Raw genomic sequence first — 19,570 nt, 5'->3', positions numbered from 1 at the left:
ACCGTTGTTTGAAATAAACAGTGCTTTGAAATAAACAGTTCTTTGAAATAAACAGTTCTTTGAAATAAACAACGGCACACACCGACGCTGCCCTCTCAGTGACAAGGTGCGACTTTTGCACCCAATTAATTGGCATATGCTATTTATAGTCCTATTTTATAGCATATGCAAATTATAAAAAGACAAGAGTGATAAAAAGACACCGGGTACCGCAGGTCTGCCCAGTCAATGGTTCACCAACAGAATCGGTGCCGCCAGACGTGTGCCGGATTGACAGGACAGGAAAGCAAAACTAATAACCCGGTATACGGCTGTGGCTGTATACCGGGTTATTAATCAGAAAGGTGATATAAAAGTGAAATGTCGAAACGAATGATCAGAACGAAGAGCAGCGCCTGATCTTAAGGGCACATCATCAATGCTTTACCATTGACTAAACAGTCCGCGACTTTGAAACGGGCAGACTTAACCAAATTGGCCAGCGTTTGTCGGGAAACCCCCATTGCAACAGCCGCATCCTGCTGATGCATCCCCTGCAAATCAACCAGACGCAAGGCTTCAAATTCATCCGCGGCTAAATCAAGCTGCGCCAGCTGGTTCATCGGAATACCGTTCGGTTTGAAACAACTATCCGCAGGTTTACCACAAATCACACGAGGAATTTTATTCCGCCCCATCGATGACGCCTCTCAATATATGTATCCACAAATTATCGTTCATCATAATCGAACCCTACCAAAGTCGATAGCTTCTCATACGATTCGTTTTTGACATCTCTCAACTACAGATTAAGACATCAAGCACAAGAGCTTTAAAGCACTCACTATCCCTATCGCAACTTAGACATCACTACAAATCCAATCTGTCGGTTATTTATCAACTGATATTCTTCCGAGTAAAGTCACTGAAATATATCAAATTGTGTCTGATTGTCCCTTTTATCATTTTTTCACATTTTCGGGTTGAATATTGGTTTAACCTACTCAGGAACTTTTATACCAATCTTTCAATATCGAATATTTACTATAAAACAGGACTCACTAATGATTTCGGCTTCATGGATAAAATATACTTCCCGGTTCATTTGCATTGCTCCCATCACCTTAGCTGCTGCCTGTCAGACTTCAGTGAATTTTGATGGGCTCTGGAAACATCAGGGATACGGTGACATTTATCAGTTAGATGATACAGAAAGTAAAATATATCAATTCAACAGCGAAGGATGTGTGCTGGCAGAAACCATGACCAAAACCGACATGCAAACAACCTACTTTCCCAACGCGACATTATCTCATGACGGCATGACGCTGACATCCCGCCAGATGGCCCGCCCTTTTGCACAGCAATTTGAACGCCTGTCCGCCTTACCAACACAGTGTCAGCCGGGGCAACGACTGGATGCAAATGCATCCCCTGTTGAGATTTATCATTTCTTCTGGACGACGATGCATGACTATTACGCTTTCTTTCAGGAGCGCGGCATCGACTGGGCGCAGGTCTATCAACAAGTGGCACCGGATTTGAGCGATGACATCAACGAAAGTGACCTGCTCCAGCTCATCAAAACATCGCTCAGCGGTTTTTCCGATGATCATGTCGTCCTGACTTTCGGCGACGATGAGTACGCCCCCGCCCCACCCAAAGGTGTCTTACGGACATTACAACAGGGCTTCCTCAGCCAAACCGAAATCAGTGACTTTGACACCTACGTCGCAGACCGTCTGGCACAAATTTCGCTGATGCAACAACAAACAATGGATGCCGGTAGTGTCCGGATCATCAACGGTCACTCAGCCGATACTTTATATGGCGCGGAGCGTGTTGTCTGGGGGACATTCAATCAAGGCAAAATTGGTTATCTTCGTCCGAATATGATGCTGCTGGATACGGGTGAAAATCCGGATGACCCCGAACAATGGGTCAGTAATATGGCGCAGGTGATTGATCAGGCAATGCAGGATATGCGCAATACAGAGACCATGATCATTGATATGCGGTTCAATGGCGGCGGTGCCGATGGTGTGTCACTGGCACTTGCCAGCCGGTTTAATCCGGTCACTCAGCGCGTCATCGGTAAATTCACCCGAACCATTGCCGGTGACGGTGAAATTCACTGGCTCGACTTACCAGCTCCAGACAATACGCCCGCTTATACGCGTCCCGTCACGATTCTGGTCAGCGGTACAACCGTCAGTGCCGGAGAAGTCTTCCTCATGATGATGAAAGCGCTGCCACAAGTCACATTTATGGGCGAGACCAGTAGCGGCGCATTATCGGATGCCTTGGTGAAAACCCTGCCTAATGGCTGGCAAATCAGTTTGTCCAATGAAGTTTACATCGACACACAATATCAATCCTACGAAGGCATCGGCATCCACCCGGATATCCCCGTCACAGCCCTGACACTAGCCGATCTCAACCACCATCAGGATCACGCTCTGGCTCAGGCAATTCGTCTGTTGTCGCGCTGAACGCCTTTCACGTCATACAATTATTTTTAAATCAGACCAGCACCGACAGCCCCTCGCGCTGTCGGTGCTGCTACATATGGTTTCGGCTAAATTTGCACAATATTGCAGTTTTCCACTCAAGATCACTGATGAAAATTCAATCGTTGACAGAAAACTGATAGAATCCTGACATTGTATTTACCAATGCTGATGATGTATGAAAGAAAACCTCGTTATATCAGTATCTTCTATCAACGGAACCCGCCATTTCCATGTCGGCCGTTGGTACCAGAAATGTATTAAGAGTGCGGGTTATATCCTGATGGCAGCGATTGTGAGTACTGCCGGTATCATCTATTACCTGATGAACGAAGTGGATTTTGCGAAATCAAAGCAACGAGAACTGGAAAATCAGTCGATGTCTCTTTCTGAAGATGTCGCATCCCTCAAAAAACTCAAGGTCGGCTTACAAAGTGAGCTGCTTGATCGTGAAGAAAAAATGCAGACGGTTTCCGATCGTCTGAGTGATCTGGAAAAAGTGCTCGGTGTGGAAGATTCAGACGATGCGACGCTTGAATCCCGGCTGGATACTGCCGCTATCACCTCTTCAGTCCGCATGGTCCTGCTCAATCAAATCCCGAATGGTTTCCCGGTTCAGAAAGCCCGCATGTCTTCCGATTACGGCCGCCGGATTAATCCGGTCACCGGAAAAAGTGAATTTCACCGGGGTCAGGATTTCTCAGCGCCGAAAGGCTCGGCGATTTATGCCCCCGCAGACGGCGTGGTTGAAGTGGTGCGCCCCAGCTTGGTCAAAGGCTCCGGAAATTACCTAAGATTGAGACATTCATTCGGCTTTTCCAGTTCTTATTCTCATATGAATAAATTTGCTGTCAAAATGGGCGAGTTCGTCAATAAAGGCGATATCATTGGTTACGTGGGAAATTCAGGATTGAGTACCGGGCCACACCTACATTATGAAATTCGCTTTGTCGGCCGCTCATTAGATCCCAAACCCTTTGTGTTCTGGGGAATCAATAATTTTGATACGATCTTTACTAAAGTTGGAGGAGTAAGATGGGAATCTTTGATAAACAACGTGGAGCAAAGAGTCAGTGCTCAGTTACAACTCTCATCGCTGAAGGCTGCGCCATTAATGGCCAGTTCCGAGTAGAAAGCAACATGCAAGTTGATGGGAAGATTGAAGGTCAGATCCACACCGATAAAACACTGATCATCAGTGAATCCGGCTCTGCCAGTGGTGAAATTTATGCCGAGCATATTATCATCAACGGCTGTTTCCAAGGGACTTGCTATGCCACTCGCATTGAAATCTTAAGTAAAGGTCGTGTCGATGGCACACTCTATACTGACGATATCAGCATTGAACAAGGCGGACGCTTCAACGGCGTGACAAAACCAGCCCCGGAGCAACAAGTCGTCGACTTTCAGGGGGCCAAAACGACTGAAAGCTTAGCCGCGCCGACTCAAACCTCACCAAGCAAAAAAGCACAACAAGGTGGTTCATCATCCTAATCAACAATCATCTCTGTTTTCGATGATATTGCTTTAGGTAACCATTGTATGTGCGACGCAACATCAATCTGACCGTACCGGCTGATGCAGGTATTGTCAGATTGAAAGACACCGGTCACGCCCTGTCCTGCCAGATTCCCTCCTCCATCTCGCCACAAACTGTGACACAAATCACATTATTAATAACATTTATCTCATTAATGATTTTCTCCATCTGCCATAAACTGGCAATGAAACGAGAATATTTCATCCGCGATCTCAAGAGAATATGTCGCTAAAATACCAAAACCCTCTGACAAAATGACATATCCCGTCGATTTTTTGTCATAAATACGTCACCTGCGATTCCTAACCTTGCGCTGTACTCGGGAGGGAAATGATGAACATTAAAGACATTGCAGCACTCGCCAATGTATCGCCGGCGACCATATCGCGTTACTTCAACGGCACCGGCCTGATCTGTCATCAGACTCGCGAGCGGATAGAAAAAGTCGTGTACTTAACCGGCTATCATCCGAAGCAGAAATCCACCCGCGTGTCACTCAATCATAATCCGACCATTGGGGTACTGATCCCCAGCTTACTCAATCCGGTCTTTGCCGAGATCGTTGCCGGCATTCAGGAAAGAGCACGCCACTTCGGTTATTCGACCATTATCATCGACACCGAATATCAGCAGGCGCGGGAGTATCAGGCTGTGGTTGATTTCATTCGTCAACGGGTCAGTGGCGTCATTCTGACCGTCGCCAGTATGCAAAACAATCAAGCCCTGTCGCTATTAAAAGAATTTAACTTCCCGCTGAGTTTGGTTCACAACCAGTTCACTGCCGATGATGCCACCGTTTACGTCAATAATTTTCAGGCCGGATGGGATGTCGCCGATCACTTGCTCCGACTCGGCCACCGGAAACTCGGCATGGTCGCAGGGCAATTCAATCGCTCCGACCGGGCCGAACGCCGTTATCAGGGATTCAAAGCCCGTATCGCTCAGGATAAGCAGGCCTGTTTACACACCTTACTGGAAGTGGATCCGATGGCCGACACACCGTTCACCGATCTTGAGCCGTCACTGTCACACCATGCACCGAGCGCTTGGTTTTGCAGCAACGACCTTATTGCGCTGAAACTGATCCGTCACCTGCGCCACACCGGTATCCGCGTACCGGAAGAGACTTCGGTGGTGGGATTTGACGGCATGTCACTCGGACAAATTACCTACCCCGCTTTGGCAACGGTGAAGGTTCCCCACCTGCAAATGGGGCATCTTGCCGTTGATTTACTGTTGAACTCGAAACATCACACGACTTTACCACGCCAACGAGAACTGCCCTATGAGCTCAGTCTGACAGGAACAGTTGCTCCGGTTAAACCTCACGTTGAATCACTTCAATCAATAGGATGATTGTTATGAAATTAAAACATATTGCAACTTTGGCACTGATGGCAACCGGCTTCATCACCGGTAGTGCGCAGGCAGCGGATGCCATCTGTTATAACTGTCCCCCGGAATGGGCCAATTGGGGCGGTCAGTTAAAACAGATTAAAGATAAACTGGGCATTAATATTCCCATCGACAACAAAAACTCGGGGCAATCCCTGTCTCAGTTAGTGGCAGAAAAAGACAACCCGGTCGCCGATGTGGTGTACTACGGCGTTTCGTTTGGCATTATCGCGGCACAAAAAGGGGTCGTTGAACCTTATAAGCCACACAACTGGGATAAAATCCCGGCAGGTCTGAAAGATCCGCAAGGCAACTGGTTTGCAATTCATTCCGGCACACTGGGCTTTTTCGTCAACAAAGCCGCACTTGATGGCGCGCCGGTCCCACAATCCTGGCAAGATCTGCTCAAACCGGAATATCGTGGCATGGTCGGTTACTTAGACCCAACCAGTGCGTTTGTCGGTTATGCCAGTGCCGTGGCGATCAATCAGGCGATGGGTGGCACAATGGATGATTTCACCCCGGCGATTCACTATTTTCAGGCACTGCGCAAAAACCACCCGATTGTGCCGAAGCAAACCTCTTATGCCCGCGTCATATCAGGCGAGATCCCCATTTTGCTGGACTACGACTTTAACGCCTATCGGGCCAAATATAACGATAAAGCCCCGGTTGAGTTCGTGATTCCGAAAGAAGGCACCATTGTGGTTCCTTACGTGATGAGCAAAGTGAAAAACTCACCCCATCCTGAAAATGGCCGCAAAGTACTCGACTTCGTCCTCTCTGATGCCGGTCAGCGGTTGTGGGCCGATGCTTATCTGCGTCCGGTGATTCCTTCGGCGATGAGCGCTAAAACGCGTGCGAAGTTCCTGCCGGATGCTGACTATAAACGGGCAAAAGCAGTCGATTTTGCCAAGATGTCACAGGCACAAAACGCTTTTGCACAGCGTTATCTGAATGAAGTTAAATAATCACAGGCCGGGTGGTGGTAACGCCACCCTTCACTTTATGATGAAACACAATTTTTCACGGCTGATGTTGCTGCTTCCGGCATTGATGATCAGTCTGACCTTCTTTCTGCTGCCCGTCGGCAAACTGATCTGGCTGTCGCTCGCCGATGGCACCGGCCAATCTTACTGGTCCATCTTTACCCAACCGACGTACTACCGAAGCCTGCTGTCAACTGTGGTGCTGTCAGTTCTCGTGACCTTGGTCAGTCTGGTGATTGCCACAATTTCCGGGCTGTTTCTCACCCGTTATCAGTTCCGGGGCAAATCGCTCCTGATTGCGATGCTGAGTTTTCCGCTGGCGTTTCCGGGGGTGGTGATTGGTTTCTTCGTCATCATGCTGGCCGGTCGCCAAGGTATGGTTGCTCAGGCGAGTCTCGCGCTGGTTGGTGAGCGTTGGGTGTTTGCTTATACCATGGCCGGGCTGTTTCTCGGTTATCTCTATTTCTCAATCCCGCGTGTCGTGCTGACCGTGATGGGCGCTGCCGAAAAACTCGATCACAATTTAGTCGAAGCCGGACGATCACTGGGGGCCAGCCGCTGGCAGATCCTGCGGGACATCACCCTGCCGGCGTTAACCCCCGGCCTGATCTCCTCCGGCTCGCTCTGCTTTGCCACCTCGATGGGCGCATTCGGCACCGCCTTTTCGCTGGCAACCGACATCAACGTACTGCCGATGACCATTTATACCGAGTTTACCCTGAACGCCAATTTTGCTATGGCTGCGGCATTAAGCCTGATCTTGGGTGCCGTAACTTGGCTGTGTCTCGCTCTGGCGCGGCTCAAAGGGGCAACATCCCTGAATATGGGAGGCTAACTCATGGAAAAAAATCGTTACTTCTACGCACAACTGATCTTCACCCTGCTGGTGTGTGCATTTTTGATTATCCCGGTGGTGATGTCGGTCATGGCCGGTTTAACCCAAAATTATTTCGTCGGCCTGAAAAGCGGCCTCACCTTACAGTGGGTTGAACAAGTCTGGTCAATGTATGCCGATACGGTCTGGCTGACGTTACAAATTGCATTAGTCACTACCGCGATTAACGTAATCGTTGGTGTACCGTGTGCCTACTATCTGGCGCGCTACCGCACCCGTTTTTCGCTGTGGTTCGAAGAATGCCTGACCTTACCCATTGCCATACCGGGTATGGCGATCGCACTGGGGCTGATTTCAGTCTATGGCGGCTTTCACGACTTTCGCGCCAGTTGGCTGTTCATTTTAGTCGGCCATGTCATTTTTACTTTGCCGTTTATGGTCAAAGCCGTTGTGGCGATTCTCTCCAGCATCAACTTTCGCGTACTGGAAGAAGGTGCAGCCAGCCTCGGAGCCAGCTTCACGCAACGGTTTATGCATATCATCGTGCCCAACTGCATGACCGGTATCATCAGTGGCGTACTGATGACGCTGACTCTCTCCGTCGGTGAATTTAATCTCACCTGGATGCTGCACACCCCACTCACCAAAACGCTGCCGGTCGGACTGGCCGATGCCTACGCGTCGATGCGTCTTGAAGTGAGTTCTGCCTATACCCTGATATTTTTGGGTCTGATTCTGCCGCTGCTGATTCTGGCTCAACTGTTTAACCGAAAAACTCAGCGTCGTTAACCGACAGCTGCATGAAAGTGATATTGATATGAATATAGCGAAATCCAGTGTTGCGATGACTCTGAAGCAGGTTCAGAAGACCTTTGCTGATGGCACATTGGCTCTCAAGCCTCTTGATTTACAGGTCGAAGCCGGTGAAATATTAGTGCTGCTCGGCCCCTCCGGCTGCGGTAAAACCACCACCCTGCGCCTGATTGCCGGGTTAGAGTTTGCCGACCCCGGCGGCACCATTCATTTTGGCGAGCGGGATGTCACCCACCAACCCATCGAGCACCGCCAAGTCGGGATGGTGTTTCAGTCTTATGCGCTGTTTCCCAATATGAATGTCCGCGACAACATCGGCTATGGCTTGCGGGTCCGCGGTGAAAACAAAGCGCAGCGACAGGCCAAAGTCGCGGAAATGCTGACCATGTTCGATCTCGAACCGTATGCAGAGCGTGATATCAGCCAGCTCTCCGGCGGACAACGCCAGCGCGTAGCTCTGGCACGGGCGATTATCACCGAGCCGGAGGTGTTATTGCTTGATGAACCCCTTTCCGCCTTAGACGCCCGTCTCAAACAGCGGCTGCGGATTGACATTCACCAGATGCTTAAACGGTTAGGTATCACGGCGATTTATGTCACCCATGATCAGGAAGAAGCGATGGTGATGGGCGATCGGATTGCCGTCCTCGATCACGGTGAAATTGCTCAGATCGGCAGTGCGGAAGAGATTTACCTGACACCGAACAATCACTTCGTGGCAGACTTTATCGGTCAGATCAACTGTTTTCATGGCAAGCGTGAGGACAATGCATTCATCCTCGGCGATGTCTCCGGCCAAGGGCAAACACAACAGCTACGCCTGAGCGAATCGCACTGCGCGCAACTCGGTGAGGGGCAACCGGCCACCGCGATGGTACGCCCGGAGGATATCCAAATCCTTGATGCAGCAACAGACAATACCCTCCTCGCACAAGTGCAAAGCAGTACTTTTTTAGGGGATCGCACCCGTGTGCAAGTCACAATCCCCAGCCTTGATGAACTGCTGATGATCGACTGTTTTGCCCGCCGTCATTATCAGCCGCAGCAATCTGTTTACTTATCCGTTGCGCCTGAGCGCTTGGTTTTTATTGGAGACCGTGAATGCTAATCGCACAGTTAACCGATTTACACATTAAGCAGTCAGGCAAACTGGCGTATAAAAAGGTCGATACATTAGGTTGCCTGCGTCATGCGATTCATCATATCAACCGGCTCAAGCCGATGCCTGACCGGGTGGTCATCACCGGTGACTTGGCAGACTTCGGCACCCCTGACGAATATCAACTGCTGGTTGCCGAGCTGCAACGCTTAAAACCAGTGGTGCGCGTCATTCCGGGTAACCATGACAACAGAACGCATTTGCGTGATGCATTGCAAGGCTGGCTCGCGTTTGACACACCGGTATTTTGTAACTTCAGTGAGCATGTCGGCGGCTATCAACTGATTGGGCTGGATAGTTCCGTACCCGGTCAGCCTTATGGCATGTTGAGTCAAGCGACACTCCGATGGCTTGATGAACAACTCTCGGCAACGCAACATCATCCGGCATTGCTATTTATGCACCACCCGCCGATGACGGTCGGGTTACAACATATGGATGTGCAAAACCTCCAGAACAGTGATGAATTATATCAAGTATTGCAATCTCACCCGCATGTGGCCGGGATTGTTGTCGGCCACATACATCGCCCGATTGTAGCGACGTGGCATCGAATCCCCGTCTGGGTCGGCCCGTCTCACAGCCATGCCGTGACGCTCGATTTAGATCCCCAAGCGCCCGCTTGTTTCTCACTGGAGCCGGGAGCCATTCAGTTGTTCCGTCTCGAACCGGAGGGAATTTGCAGCCATATCAGTTATATCGATGCGGTTGAGGGGCCTTATCCGTTTTTCGATGAGAATCATTGTTTGATAGATTAGTTGGTTTTTGGGGGTGTTTTTGGAAGGTGTTTTTTGGGTATGGCGTGGAGGTTTGGATTGGTAATACTGTGGTTTGGGACGCAATGACTTTCTTCGATCTCATTGCCATCTCCGAAAGCGCCCCAGTTACTTTTGATGGATGTCAAAAGGAACCAAAAGCATCTCCCTCAGCCAAGGCGGGGGAATAAGATTGGTCATGTTGTGGTTTGGATTGGTAATGCTGTGGTTTGGTGCGCAATGACTTTCTTCGATTTCATTAGCTTCTTCGAAAGCGCCCCAGTTCCTTTTGATAGATGTCAAAAGGAACCAAAAACATCTTTTTGGGTTCAGCGCACGTAATCAGGGTCGCTTTTATTCGCTCCTGCTCACGAAAAGCTTAAAATTCATCCATGAATTTTACCCTGAGATCATCGATCAATTTGGCTTCGCCTTAAAGAGATTTCACCCAATTCAAACAAACCACCCAACAAAGAAAACCATTCAAGGATGAATGGTTAGGCTTTTCCGGGCAGGACGCCCGTAAAAGCTGGTTCTGGACAGCGTGTGACTCCGTCAAACAAAAAAGATCTTCTGGTTACTCTTGCATCTCTGCAAGAGTAACTGGCGCACTGGGCACCGATGCCTCTGATATTGAGGAACGCAACTGTGCGTCAAACTGCAACGCCGGAGGCTGGAAAAGTAAAAGGGTGGTGCTGAGTTTGGTGCGCAATCCCGTTCCTCGATCTCATCGCCATCCCCTACTGCGCCCCAGTTCCTTTTGATGGATGTCAAAAGGAACCAAAAACATCTTTTTGAGTTCGGTGCGCGTAATCAGGGTCGCTTTTATTCGCTCCTGCTCACGAAAAGCTTAAAATTCATCCATGAATTTTACCCTGAGCACATCGATCAGTTGAGCTTCGTTGATTCAATGTTTCACTTTATTCAAATCAACCACCCAACCAAGAAAATCATTCAAGGAAGAATGATTAAGCTTTTCCGGGCAGGACGCCCGTAAAAGCTGGTTCTGGAACGCGTGTGACTCCGTCAAACAAAAAAGATCTTCTGGTTACGCTTGCATCTCTGCAAGAGTAACTGGCGCACTGAGTAACAATGTCTCTGAAATTGAGGAACGTAATTGTGCGTCAAATTTGTGAGCCGGAGGCTAAGAAGATAAAACTTGTGATGCGGGTATTTGGTGCGCAATGACTTTCCTCGATTTCATCGACATCTCCGACTGCGCCCCAGTTCCTTTTGATGGATGTCAAAAGGAACCAAAAGCATCTTTTTGGGTTCAGTGCGCGTAATCAGGGTCGCTTTTATTCGCTCCTGCTCACGAAAAGCTTAAAATTCATCCATGAATTTTACCCTGAGAGCATCGATCAATTGAGCTTCGTTGATTCAATGTTTCACGCTATTCAAATCAACCACCAGACCAAGAAAACCATTCATGGATGCGCCCCTTGGGGAAATAAGACCCATGCAGTCTATTCGACGTAACAAAGTTACGCATCAATTACTATGATGATTATTCTGTCGGTGTCTCTAGGGGTTGTTGACCTTTCGTGGTTGAATTTTGTTCAATCTGAACGGGTATTGATCGCGGCGCGGGGCATGCCGCTTAGCTATCCTAAGCAAATGACCCGCAACAAAGATCAACAGCCCCTAGGCTATAGTTGTCCAGCCCTTCGCAGTTATACAGGTCTACATTTTTCTCTGGCGTCATGCCAAGTTTCTTTAGAACGGCTTTGGAGCCAATATTATCGACCATTGCAACGCCATAGAGTTTTTCATGTTCGGTGTTTTCAAAGAACCAATTTACCAATGCCCCTGCCGCTTCTGAAATAAAGCCCTTCCCTTCAAAGTCTTTAGTTATGCCGAAACGAATATCCACATAATTGGGGTTTGGAGCATACTCAGCACCAACAAAACCTAACTTGATTTTAGGGTTTTCTTTCAAGCAAATAATCATGGTACCGAACCCATTATTCTCCCAATGAGCAATACGTTTTTCTAGGTATGCTTTCTGCTGGGTTTGTGAATATGGTGCTTCATTTGGAAGATATTTAGTTTGTTTTGGGCAGGATAGTATTTCAGAAATGATATCCAGATCATTTTTGTTTATTTTGAATAAAATTAATCGTTCAGTTTCTAACATCTTCTCTTTCGTCTGTGACATTTTAATAGTACGAATGCCCGTTCAATTGCTTCTCCGATTTCATTGCCATCTCCGGCTGCGCCCCAGTTCCTTTTGATGGATGTCAAAAGGAGTTTGTTATGTTGCTTACTCTGGAATTGGCAAGTCATGCGCTTTAAGGAAACTAAGTTTATCCCAGTAACCCCGCTGCAACTGAATTAAACCATTTTGAATTTTGAAAAACCCACAACCTCTCAAACCTAAAGGATCTTTCCATTCTAAAATGGCCCAATGACCGTCTTCAAATATGTTCTCCACGATACAAACCATGTTTGCATTTGCGAACTCGTTCATAAACATTTTTTTAATTGCTTCTTTGCCCTCAACAGGCTCATTTGCAACTTGGTGATTGACGGCATCAGTGGAGTAGAACGAAGAAAGTTTCTCCGCATTGCCTTCATTGAAGGCTTCCACCCACTTTTTAACTATTTCTTTTGGGCTCATACGTCCTCTCTAACATCTAAAGCAACATAACTCATTGCTCACCGATAAATTAGGAGCGTAGTGAGTAATTTATCCGCGTGCAGCAACTAATACATTTCCGTTATTGATTTTTCTATGGTTTGCACTATCACTGGTAGAGCCCTTCAAGTTGAGGTAAACCAAGAAAGTATGATGGTCGTGAGTCACTGTAGTTACCTTGCATAGTCCGCCTTAATGTTGTTCGAAGTAAGATGCAGCATAACTCGGCTCTAGTGATTCCGACATAATGTAGATTAGTGTCTTCTGATAAGCTTGGATAATTAATATCGTCCCAATTTACACCTGGTATTCGGTGTGGGAAAGACCACTCCTCCATATCCAAATGAAAGACTATTTTGAATTCCAAGCCCTTAGATTTATGAAGCGTCATTAGTTGGACTTCATCTTCTGCAATTGGCTTAAACAACTTCACTAAAGAATCATTGTTCCAGATTGATCTCACAGCTTCATTTTCAATTTCTAACTCGTTATACCCCATTAGCTGCAGTAAATCGTTACATCTATCTATAAAAATTTCCAGATCTTGTTCGGCACGAATAGACTTAAATACTCTTCTTAATTCAGCAATATTTGCCAACCCTAACTTTAATGAATATTTTTCTATCAAGTCTTGAGCAGTTGGAATTGATTCGTATTTGTAGAAAAGAAAATCTGAATAAATGTCAGCACACTCAGTACCGATATCATTAAGTGGTGTATCCTTATACAATCGGTGTTCAAGGCCTAAGCCTAACGAAAACTCACTTAAGGAGACTTCTTTCTTTGCTAAAACTGCAATATCGCGTGCATGAGCAACTTTACCGTTTTCTAACCAATCTATTATCCAAGAGGTGACGACTTCAGCTGCATTTTTTAAATTCCCAGTAAGTAAACGCCTGTACACACGAATGTCATCTTCGTGAGGAATTAATTGATATTGAGGAACAAGAAGCCGAGAAGCATAATTAACAATTGATGGATGACACCTATGATTTAAGTCGAGCTCAAAATGCTTAAAATTAACAGTATCTTTGGTTAATTCAATCAAGAATTCAGGCTGACTTCCCCTGAAACGGTATATCGACTGGTCGATGTCACCAACAGCAGTTGCAACTAGACCAAGTTCACGTAGTTTGGTGAAAAGCTCATGTTGTGCCTCAGATGAATCTTGATACTCATCCATAAATACATGAGAATAACGCGCTTTTATATAATTCTGTGCCGAAGCTGAGCTATTGAGAATTAAAAGTGACAAAGCAGCAAAACTGCTCATCCACAGAATTCCGTTATCATATAATGTTTTGAAGCCATCATCGGAAGCGAGTTCAACTTGTGTAGGAGAATTATATTCCTTAGAAAGGTACAATTTTTGGTGCGAATCAAGCTTCTTGATTATTTGACAATCAGACGGGCTTCCATTCCATATTCTACCTAAAAATGGGAGTATTAACTCCTTTAGGCAAAAACTGTCTATTGTGCCGAAAAAGCTAAGCTTCGTGTCATGGGCATTTTCTTTACAGCGTTTCTTTAGTTCTTCACTGGCTTTTTTCGTGAAAGTGATTGCAATTACACCCTTATGAGAAGGTAGCTCTGGAGTTATCCGTCGGATTTTTTCCTTCATGACGGTAGTTTTTCCACTACCCGGACATGCTGTAATGACAATACTATTTTTGTAATCAATCGCACCTTGCTGTTGTGGCGTAGGATTAAATGAAGGCATTTTCTAACCCCTTTTAAGCGCTAGTAATTTGTACAAAGGTTTAGCTAATTCACCACCATTAAATTTATGAAGGTCATCTTTAATAGACCTGAGTAACTCCCTCATTCTTAGTGCTTTTTTTTCTTGAAGGTATTTTATAGCTGATTCAGCATCAGTTTTCCCAAGTGCTGTTTTAACCTCCTCAGGCAACTCATTGACTAAGTCTGTTTCAAGATCTACTTTTGATAGAAATACACCTTTATCATTAAGCAGGTCGGATACAGCTTGCCATTTACCATTGTCTATAGTTTCTTGTGCTGTAAATTCGGCATCATTGTTTTTTAGTGGTTCTTTCCCCAGTATCCCTAAACAGCGATTTATACCAGCATACTGCCATTCAGCTTTCTTAGGCACTTTTGATATGTCGTTGTCAGTCCTCATTGTCCATACGATACCTAAGGCATCCAATATTGATATATATACTCGAAAAGAAATACCGTCGACAGAAAGAACCGACAAATTCTCATAATCTAGATCGATATTCAGAGCTTTTGATAGTGATTGATAGAAAAGTATCTCTGATGGCCCTTCAACTAAAAATATACCGTTAGAGAAGAAGGCTTCTGCTGGCAAAATACTCATTCTATAGCTCATGTCTTCCCAGCCTGCTTCTATACATTTTGAGCAACCATCACTGGCAGCAACTGTTGCTGAATCTTGATGAAGCAACCTGATGATAGAGTCTGGCGAGAAGTTAACTGTTATCTGAGGCGAATGTGAAGATATGATTGTTTGACCAGGCAATTCATCTATTAAGTATTCTGCTAATTTTCTTTGTTGATGAGGATGTAAATGCGCTTCAGGTTCCTCGATAACATAGAAAATAACTTCATTATCTAAGTCATGCTCTTTTGCACTTTTGGCTTTCCACAAAGCTAGCAATATCTGATTGTTTCGCCCATCGCCACCAAGCATAACATTAGAGCCATTAGTATTAGCACCAAGTTGTAACTTTTCTATAAAGTCATTAACCTGTATAGCGCCTGTATCAAGTTGAACCTCATAATCAGTGTAATGATGAGCTAGTTTTTTTAGTTCGTCATTAACATCCTTAGTTGCTTTGTCCACATATATAAGTTGAGACACCTTCTCATTGAGAGTTTCTAAATCACTACTTATTTCACCCAGCAATTCATCATCTTCTTCTTTCTCATTTTTAGAAAGAGATTCCTGCGCAATTTTCAGAAGCTGTCGTTTTTCTTTACGAATAAATTTATCCAAATCACGCTGAGATTCAATGTATTTCAAATGTACGTACTTTAGATAGAAACGGCTCGATATCTCTTGTAAATCATCTAAAGATGAGCCGACAAATAACTTATAATCTAGATTAATCCTTTGCGCTGTATACCTTAAAAATGTTTCGTTATCCTCACTAACGCTTCCCTTCAGAACTGAAATAACAGCGTCTTCTGTAATCTCTGAAAATTTAACTGTAATTGATATTTCATCAGCGACCTCTGCCGGGCTAATGTGAAAATCTAGTTCATCAGGTTCAATATCCGCTTCAGATAGGCTTTTGTCTAATAATATTCTCAACGCATGAAGTAAGTTACTTTTTCCGACGTCATTTGAACCAATTATTAACGTGTTTTCGTTGAAATTAATACGTGAATCAGCAAAATTTCGAAATCCTTCTAAATGCACATTATCTATTTTCAATTTTTAATCCTTGGGATCCTAGCAGTTCCAATAATCAATTGTCGCCTGTAGAGTATGAGAAGCAATATAAGAGAAGGCTAACTAGTGTCTACTGACTCGGTGGTTATTCAAGCACTCACTTAATAGGTAGCTTGAGAACTCAATACTTAAGTTTACTAGATGACGTGTAACAATTTATTATACAGAATCACTCTATAGGAATACTTCTGTATAACTTGCTACCATCCGATAAAATGCTTCCCGTAATGGCATGAAAACACGTATAAAAATATCAGTGAAGCACTATTATCAAACAGAAATTACAGCACTATGCCGTCTAATCTGCACGCAACTGATTCACCCACGCTACCGCCATTCGAACCATCTCGGATAAGCGCCATTGGTTCGTTAATAAGCATCTAAACACCGTACATAGGATTTAATAAGTTACAGAGAATATCCAGAAAAAATTGACACAAACATGATATTCTTTGATGTAGGTAGGGTTTGCAGGAAACTGCAACGTTTGAACAGTCAGTAAAAGTAATGAAGTGGTGGTTTGGGGGAGGTATGTTGGCTCAGTTGTTTGGTGCGCACCGTGGTAATGTGGCATTGTCGGTTTGGGACGCAATGACTTTCTTCGATCTCATTGGCATTTTCGAAAGCGCCCCAGTTCCTTTTGATGGATGTCAAAAGGAACCAAAAACATCTTTTTGAGTTCGGTGCGCATAATCAGGGTCGGATTGATTCGCATCCTGCTCAAGCAATCCTGAAAAATCATCCTTGATTTTTCACCCTGAGTTCTGTGACCAATCTAGCTTTTGCTATGTTTCACACCACGCAAATCAACCGCTCAACCAAGAAAACCATTCAAGGAAGAATGGTTAGGCTTTTCCGGGCAGGACGCCCGTAAAAGCTGGTTCTGGACAACGCGCGACCAAGCCAAACAAAAAAGATTTTCTGGTTACGCTTGCATCTCTGCAAGAGTAACTGGCGCACTGAGCACCGATGCCTCTGAAATTGAGGAACGCAACTGTGCGTCAAACTGCAACGCCGATGGCTGGAAAAGTAAAAGGGTAATGCTGTGGTTTGGTGCGCAATGCTTTTCTTCGATCTCATTGGCATTTTCGAAAGCGCCCCAGTTCCTTTTGATGGATGTCAAAAGGAACCAAAAGCATCTTTTTGGGTTCAGTGCGCGTAATCAGGGTCGCTTTTATTCGCTCCTGCTCACGAAAAGCTTAAAATTCATCCATGAATTTTACCCTGAGAGCATCGATCAATTGAGCTTCGTTGATTCAATGTTTCACCCAACTCAAATCAACCACCCAACAGCACCCATGTCGTTCTCCCAAAGTTTTGACTTGCCTAAAAAGGTTAGCTGGTCATTAGAGCGGGAGTCCGATTATCTTGTTATAGCGCATTCCCATTTACCAACGACCAATGGTGAGGCATTAATTCACGGATGGTTTTGAATACCAATTCATTGTTTTCACTTGATATTGCTGCTTTGACATCTCCACCCCAATAAACCAAACGCTCTTGGCAAATACCACACGGAGATAGAACCAAAAAATCTCTATTTTCATCTTCACGACATATACACAACGAATGAGTTACCGCTTCATTTAATTTGTGAGCTTCCAAATAAGCCCCAACTTCCATACAGAGTGACAAAGCATCATTTTTCACGTCTGGTGCAATACTAGTCAGAATTTTTCCTGAGCTGGTTCTCACTGCAGCCGCGCCGCCCCAGCCCGTGGGGTATCGAGTCTCGATTAATTGCACCGCTGCGTCATAAAGATCTTTTTCTATTTTTTCCATTCCATCAATTCCGAATTTTCGAGGACGCTATAACGCTTTCTATACGACAATTTGAAGCAAGATTCGTAACAGTTATTTTGTCAATGGGAGCGATTTGTCAGGGAAATTTCCACCGTACTGCCTTTGCTTCATATTTTTTTATAAAGCTATTTTTGTAATCAATGTAAACATCTATATCATTGTTACAAATTGCTGCACCCGCTCTTTTTATTTCTCCGTACTTAAACGCTACATCAGGGAATGCCCTTAGATAATCTCGAAACGCGATATGTCTTTTAACTTCCGGCGAGTCGGTTATGAATGCATGAACCTGATGGGTTCGCTGTACTCCACCTTTTTGGAAATAACGGCGCCCTTTGATACCAAATTCACCTTTCACCAAATAACCCAAAGAAGCCATCTTTTCTGATTCAGAATCTAAAATATCAAGACTTTTCACTTCCAAAAGAATATCTATAATTGGTTTGGCACATAATCCTTTAACCGATGTGCTACCAATATGATGTATTGTATGAATATTAGCAGCTGTTAAAACTGAACTGATTAGTTCTTTTTCTCTGGAAAAATCAACTACCCACTGCGACTGATAATCAATAACTTCAATAATTCTTTGACTCATAACTTCCAATTTACCTAACGCCGCCACACTAGAAAATGAGGAGTGCTGCGAGTAATTTGTCCGAGTGCTTGGCTTTGTTAGAAGCCATAGCGACGACTCTCTTTTTCTGGGTTGTGAACCCAAACATTGCAACCTCCTTCTTTGGTATATGTTTTACCTAGATCAGTAGTAATTTCTACCAGACACATTGCTGGTTTTCCGCCAAAGCCAGATGTCCAAAGGTGATACTTTTCTTGATAATTAGTATTAAAAGTAAAGATTACCTTTGCATCCTTTACCCACCAATCGGGTATTTTCAGTGATTCAAGGTCACGCTGTAAAATGTCTGACAATAGCTTGATAGCTTCTGAAGACTTTACACCCGTGACTTCATTAGGCACATACTCTTTGACAAGATTGATTACATACTCATTGGTGTCATTTTCTTGGACGTAGGCATATAGCTGGCCGACAGCCCAGTACCCTTGATAGTCAAAGTTTCTACTCAGGCACCATTGGACTATATTTCCTGCGACTCCCTTAAGTTGTTTTCTTCGTGCCATCTCTAAGATCTTCTAACAGTTTATTACACAGAATCACTCTATAGGAATACTTCTGTATAACCTATCGCTATCCGATAAAACACTTCACATAATGGCATGAAACACGTATAGAAGTATCAGTAAAGCACCATTATCAAGTAGAAATTATAGCTCTATGGTAATGTGGCATTGTCGGTTTGGGACGCAATGACTTTCTTCGATCTCATTGCCATCTCCGACTGCGCCCCAGTTCCTTTTGATGGATGTCAAAAGGAACCAAAAGCATCTTTTTGGGTTCAGTGCGCGTAATCAGGGTCGCTTTTATTCGCTCCTGCTCACGAAAAGCTTAAAATTCATCCATGAATTTTACCCTGAGAGCATCGATCAATTGAGCTTTATTGATTCAGAGTTTCACCCAACTCAAAACAGCCACCAAACGAAGAAAACCATTCAAGGATGAATGGTTAAGCTTTTCCGGGCAGAACGCCCGTAAAAGCTGGTTCTGGACAACGTGCGACTCTGCCATACAAAAAAAAGATTTCTGGTTACGCTTGCATCTCTGCAAGAGTAACTGGCGCACAGAACACCGATGCCTC

The 19,570-nt window shown here is 45.1% G+C and carries 17 protein-coding genes; 9 read left to right on the top strand and 8 right to left on the bottom strand.

Annotated elements, in window-relative coordinates:
• Nucleotides 1-401: 401 nt before the first annotated feature.
• Nucleotides 402-677: a DUF134 domain-containing protein gene (locus OCV37_RS06480; protein ID WP_038178306.1), complete on the bottom strand. Its 276-nt coding sequence runs from the start codon at nucleotides 675-677 to the stop codon at nucleotides 402-404.
• A gap of 366 nt (nucleotides 678-1,043) precedes the next feature.
• Between OCV37_RS06480 and OCV37_RS06475 the strand changes: the two genes are divergently transcribed.
• The 9 genes from OCV37_RS06475 (at nucleotide 1,044) to OCV37_RS06435 (ending at nucleotide 9,978) form a co-directional block, all read left to right on the top strand.
• Complete coding sequence (locus tag OCV37_RS06475; RefSeq protein ID WP_038178305.1) at nucleotides 1,044-2,471, top strand: S41 family peptidase; 1,428 nt, start codon at nucleotides 1,044-1,046, stop codon at nucleotides 2,469-2,471.
• Nucleotides 2,472-2,667: 196 nt separating this feature from the next.
• Nucleotides 2,668-3,621 carry a M23 family metallopeptidase gene (locus OCV37_RS06470; protein WP_038178304.1) on the top strand — a complete coding sequence of 318 codons (954 nt, stop codon included), beginning with the start codon at nucleotides 2,668-2,670 and terminating at the stop codon, nucleotides 3,619-3,621.
• A gap of 8 nt (nucleotides 3,622-3,629) precedes the next feature.
• The gene (locus OCV37_RS06465) at nucleotides 3,630-3,983 is read left to right on the top strand and encodes a bactofilin family protein (protein WP_245609097.1); all 354 of its coding nucleotides are present in this window, start codon (nucleotides 3,630-3,632) and stop codon (nucleotides 3,981-3,983) included.
• A 376-nt stretch (nucleotides 3,984-4,359) separates the two neighbouring features.
• Complete coding sequence (locus tag OCV37_RS06460; protein ID WP_261888137.1) at nucleotides 4,360-5,385, top strand: substrate-binding domain-containing protein; 1,026 nt, start codon at nucleotides 4,360-4,362, stop codon at nucleotides 5,383-5,385.
• Between the two features lie 5 nt (nucleotides 5,386-5,390).
• Nucleotides 5,391-6,395, top strand: coding sequence for an ABC transporter substrate-binding protein (locus tag OCV37_RS06455; protein WP_038178438.1), 1,005 nt, complete (start codon nucleotides 5,391-5,393; stop codon nucleotides 6,393-6,395).
• Nucleotides 6,396-6,435: 40 nt separating this feature from the next.
• Nucleotides 6,436-7,248 (top strand): ABC transporter permease, encoded by an 813-nt coding sequence (locus OCV37_RS06450; RefSeq protein WP_051680300.1) that lies wholly within the window; start codon nucleotides 6,436-6,438, stop codon nucleotides 7,246-7,248.
• A gap of 3 nt (nucleotides 7,249-7,251) precedes the next feature.
• Nucleotides 7,252-8,037, top strand: a complete 786-nt coding sequence (locus OCV37_RS06445; RefSeq protein WP_038178301.1) for an ABC transporter permease — start codon at nucleotides 7,252-7,254, stop codon at nucleotides 8,035-8,037.
• A 28-nt stretch (nucleotides 8,038-8,065) separates the two neighbouring features.
• Nucleotides 8,066-9,169 (top strand): ABC transporter ATP-binding protein, encoded by a 1,104-nt coding sequence (locus OCV37_RS06440; protein ID WP_038178300.1) that lies wholly within the window; start codon nucleotides 8,066-8,068, stop codon nucleotides 9,167-9,169.
• The gene (locus tag OCV37_RS06435; RefSeq protein ID WP_038178299.1) at nucleotides 9,163-9,978 is read left to right on the top strand and encodes a phosphodiesterase; all 816 of its coding nucleotides are present in this window, start codon (nucleotides 9,163-9,165) and stop codon (nucleotides 9,976-9,978) included. The genes OCV37_RS06440 and OCV37_RS06435 overlap by 7 nt, the downstream gene beginning before the upstream one ends.
• Before the next feature lie 1,606 nt (nucleotides 9,979-11,584).
• Here OCV37_RS06435 and OCV37_RS06430 read toward each other — a convergent pair.
• The 7 genes from OCV37_RS06430 to OCV37_RS06400 all read right to left on the bottom strand — a co-directional run bounded on the left by OCV37_RS06430 (nucleotide 11,585) and on the right by OCV37_RS06400 (nucleotide 18,995).
• Nucleotides 11,585-12,112 (bottom strand): GNAT family N-acetyltransferase, encoded by a 528-nt coding sequence (locus OCV37_RS06430; protein ID WP_038178437.1) that lies wholly within the window; start codon nucleotides 12,110-12,112, stop codon nucleotides 11,585-11,587.
• A gap of 126 nt (nucleotides 12,113-12,238) precedes the next feature.
• On the bottom strand, nucleotides 12,239-12,595 hold the full coding sequence (locus OCV37_RS06425; protein ID WP_038178296.1) for a nuclear transport factor 2 family protein: 357 nt from the start codon (nucleotides 12,593-12,595) through the stop codon (nucleotides 12,239-12,241).
• A 127-nt stretch (nucleotides 12,596-12,722) separates the two neighbouring features.
• Nucleotides 12,723-14,333: a UvrD-helicase domain-containing protein gene (locus tag OCV37_RS06420; protein ID WP_038178295.1), complete on the bottom strand. Its 1,611-nt coding sequence runs from the start codon at nucleotides 14,331-14,333 to the stop codon at nucleotides 12,723-12,725.
• 3 nt (nucleotides 14,334-14,336) lie between these two features.
• Nucleotides 14,337-16,034 (bottom strand): ATP-dependent nuclease, encoded by a 1,698-nt coding sequence (locus OCV37_RS06415; protein ID WP_038178294.1) that lies wholly within the window; start codon nucleotides 16,032-16,034, stop codon nucleotides 14,337-14,339.
• 1,389 nt (nucleotides 16,035-17,423) lie between these two features.
• Nucleotides 17,424-17,834: a cytidine deaminase gene (locus OCV37_RS06410; protein ID WP_038178293.1), complete on the bottom strand. Its 411-nt coding sequence runs from the start codon at nucleotides 17,832-17,834 to the stop codon at nucleotides 17,424-17,426.
• Nucleotides 17,835-17,931: 97 nt separating this feature from the next.
• Nucleotides 17,932-18,453: a GrpB family protein gene (locus tag OCV37_RS06405; RefSeq protein WP_038178292.1), complete on the bottom strand. Its 522-nt coding sequence runs from the start codon at nucleotides 18,451-18,453 to the stop codon at nucleotides 17,932-17,934.
• A 77-nt stretch (nucleotides 18,454-18,530) separates the two neighbouring features.
• Nucleotides 18,531-18,995 (bottom strand): hypothetical protein, encoded by a 465-nt coding sequence (locus OCV37_RS06400; protein WP_038178291.1) that lies wholly within the window; start codon nucleotides 18,993-18,995, stop codon nucleotides 18,531-18,533.
• Nucleotides 18,996-19,570: the final 575 nt, after the last annotated feature.

Source organism: Vibrio rhizosphaerae, assembly GCF_024347095.1.
Classification (GTDB): domain Bacteria; phylum Pseudomonadota; class Gammaproteobacteria; order Enterobacterales; family Vibrionaceae; genus Vibrio; species Vibrio rhizosphaerae.
This window is presented reverse-complemented; position numbering and strand designations above follow the sequence as displayed.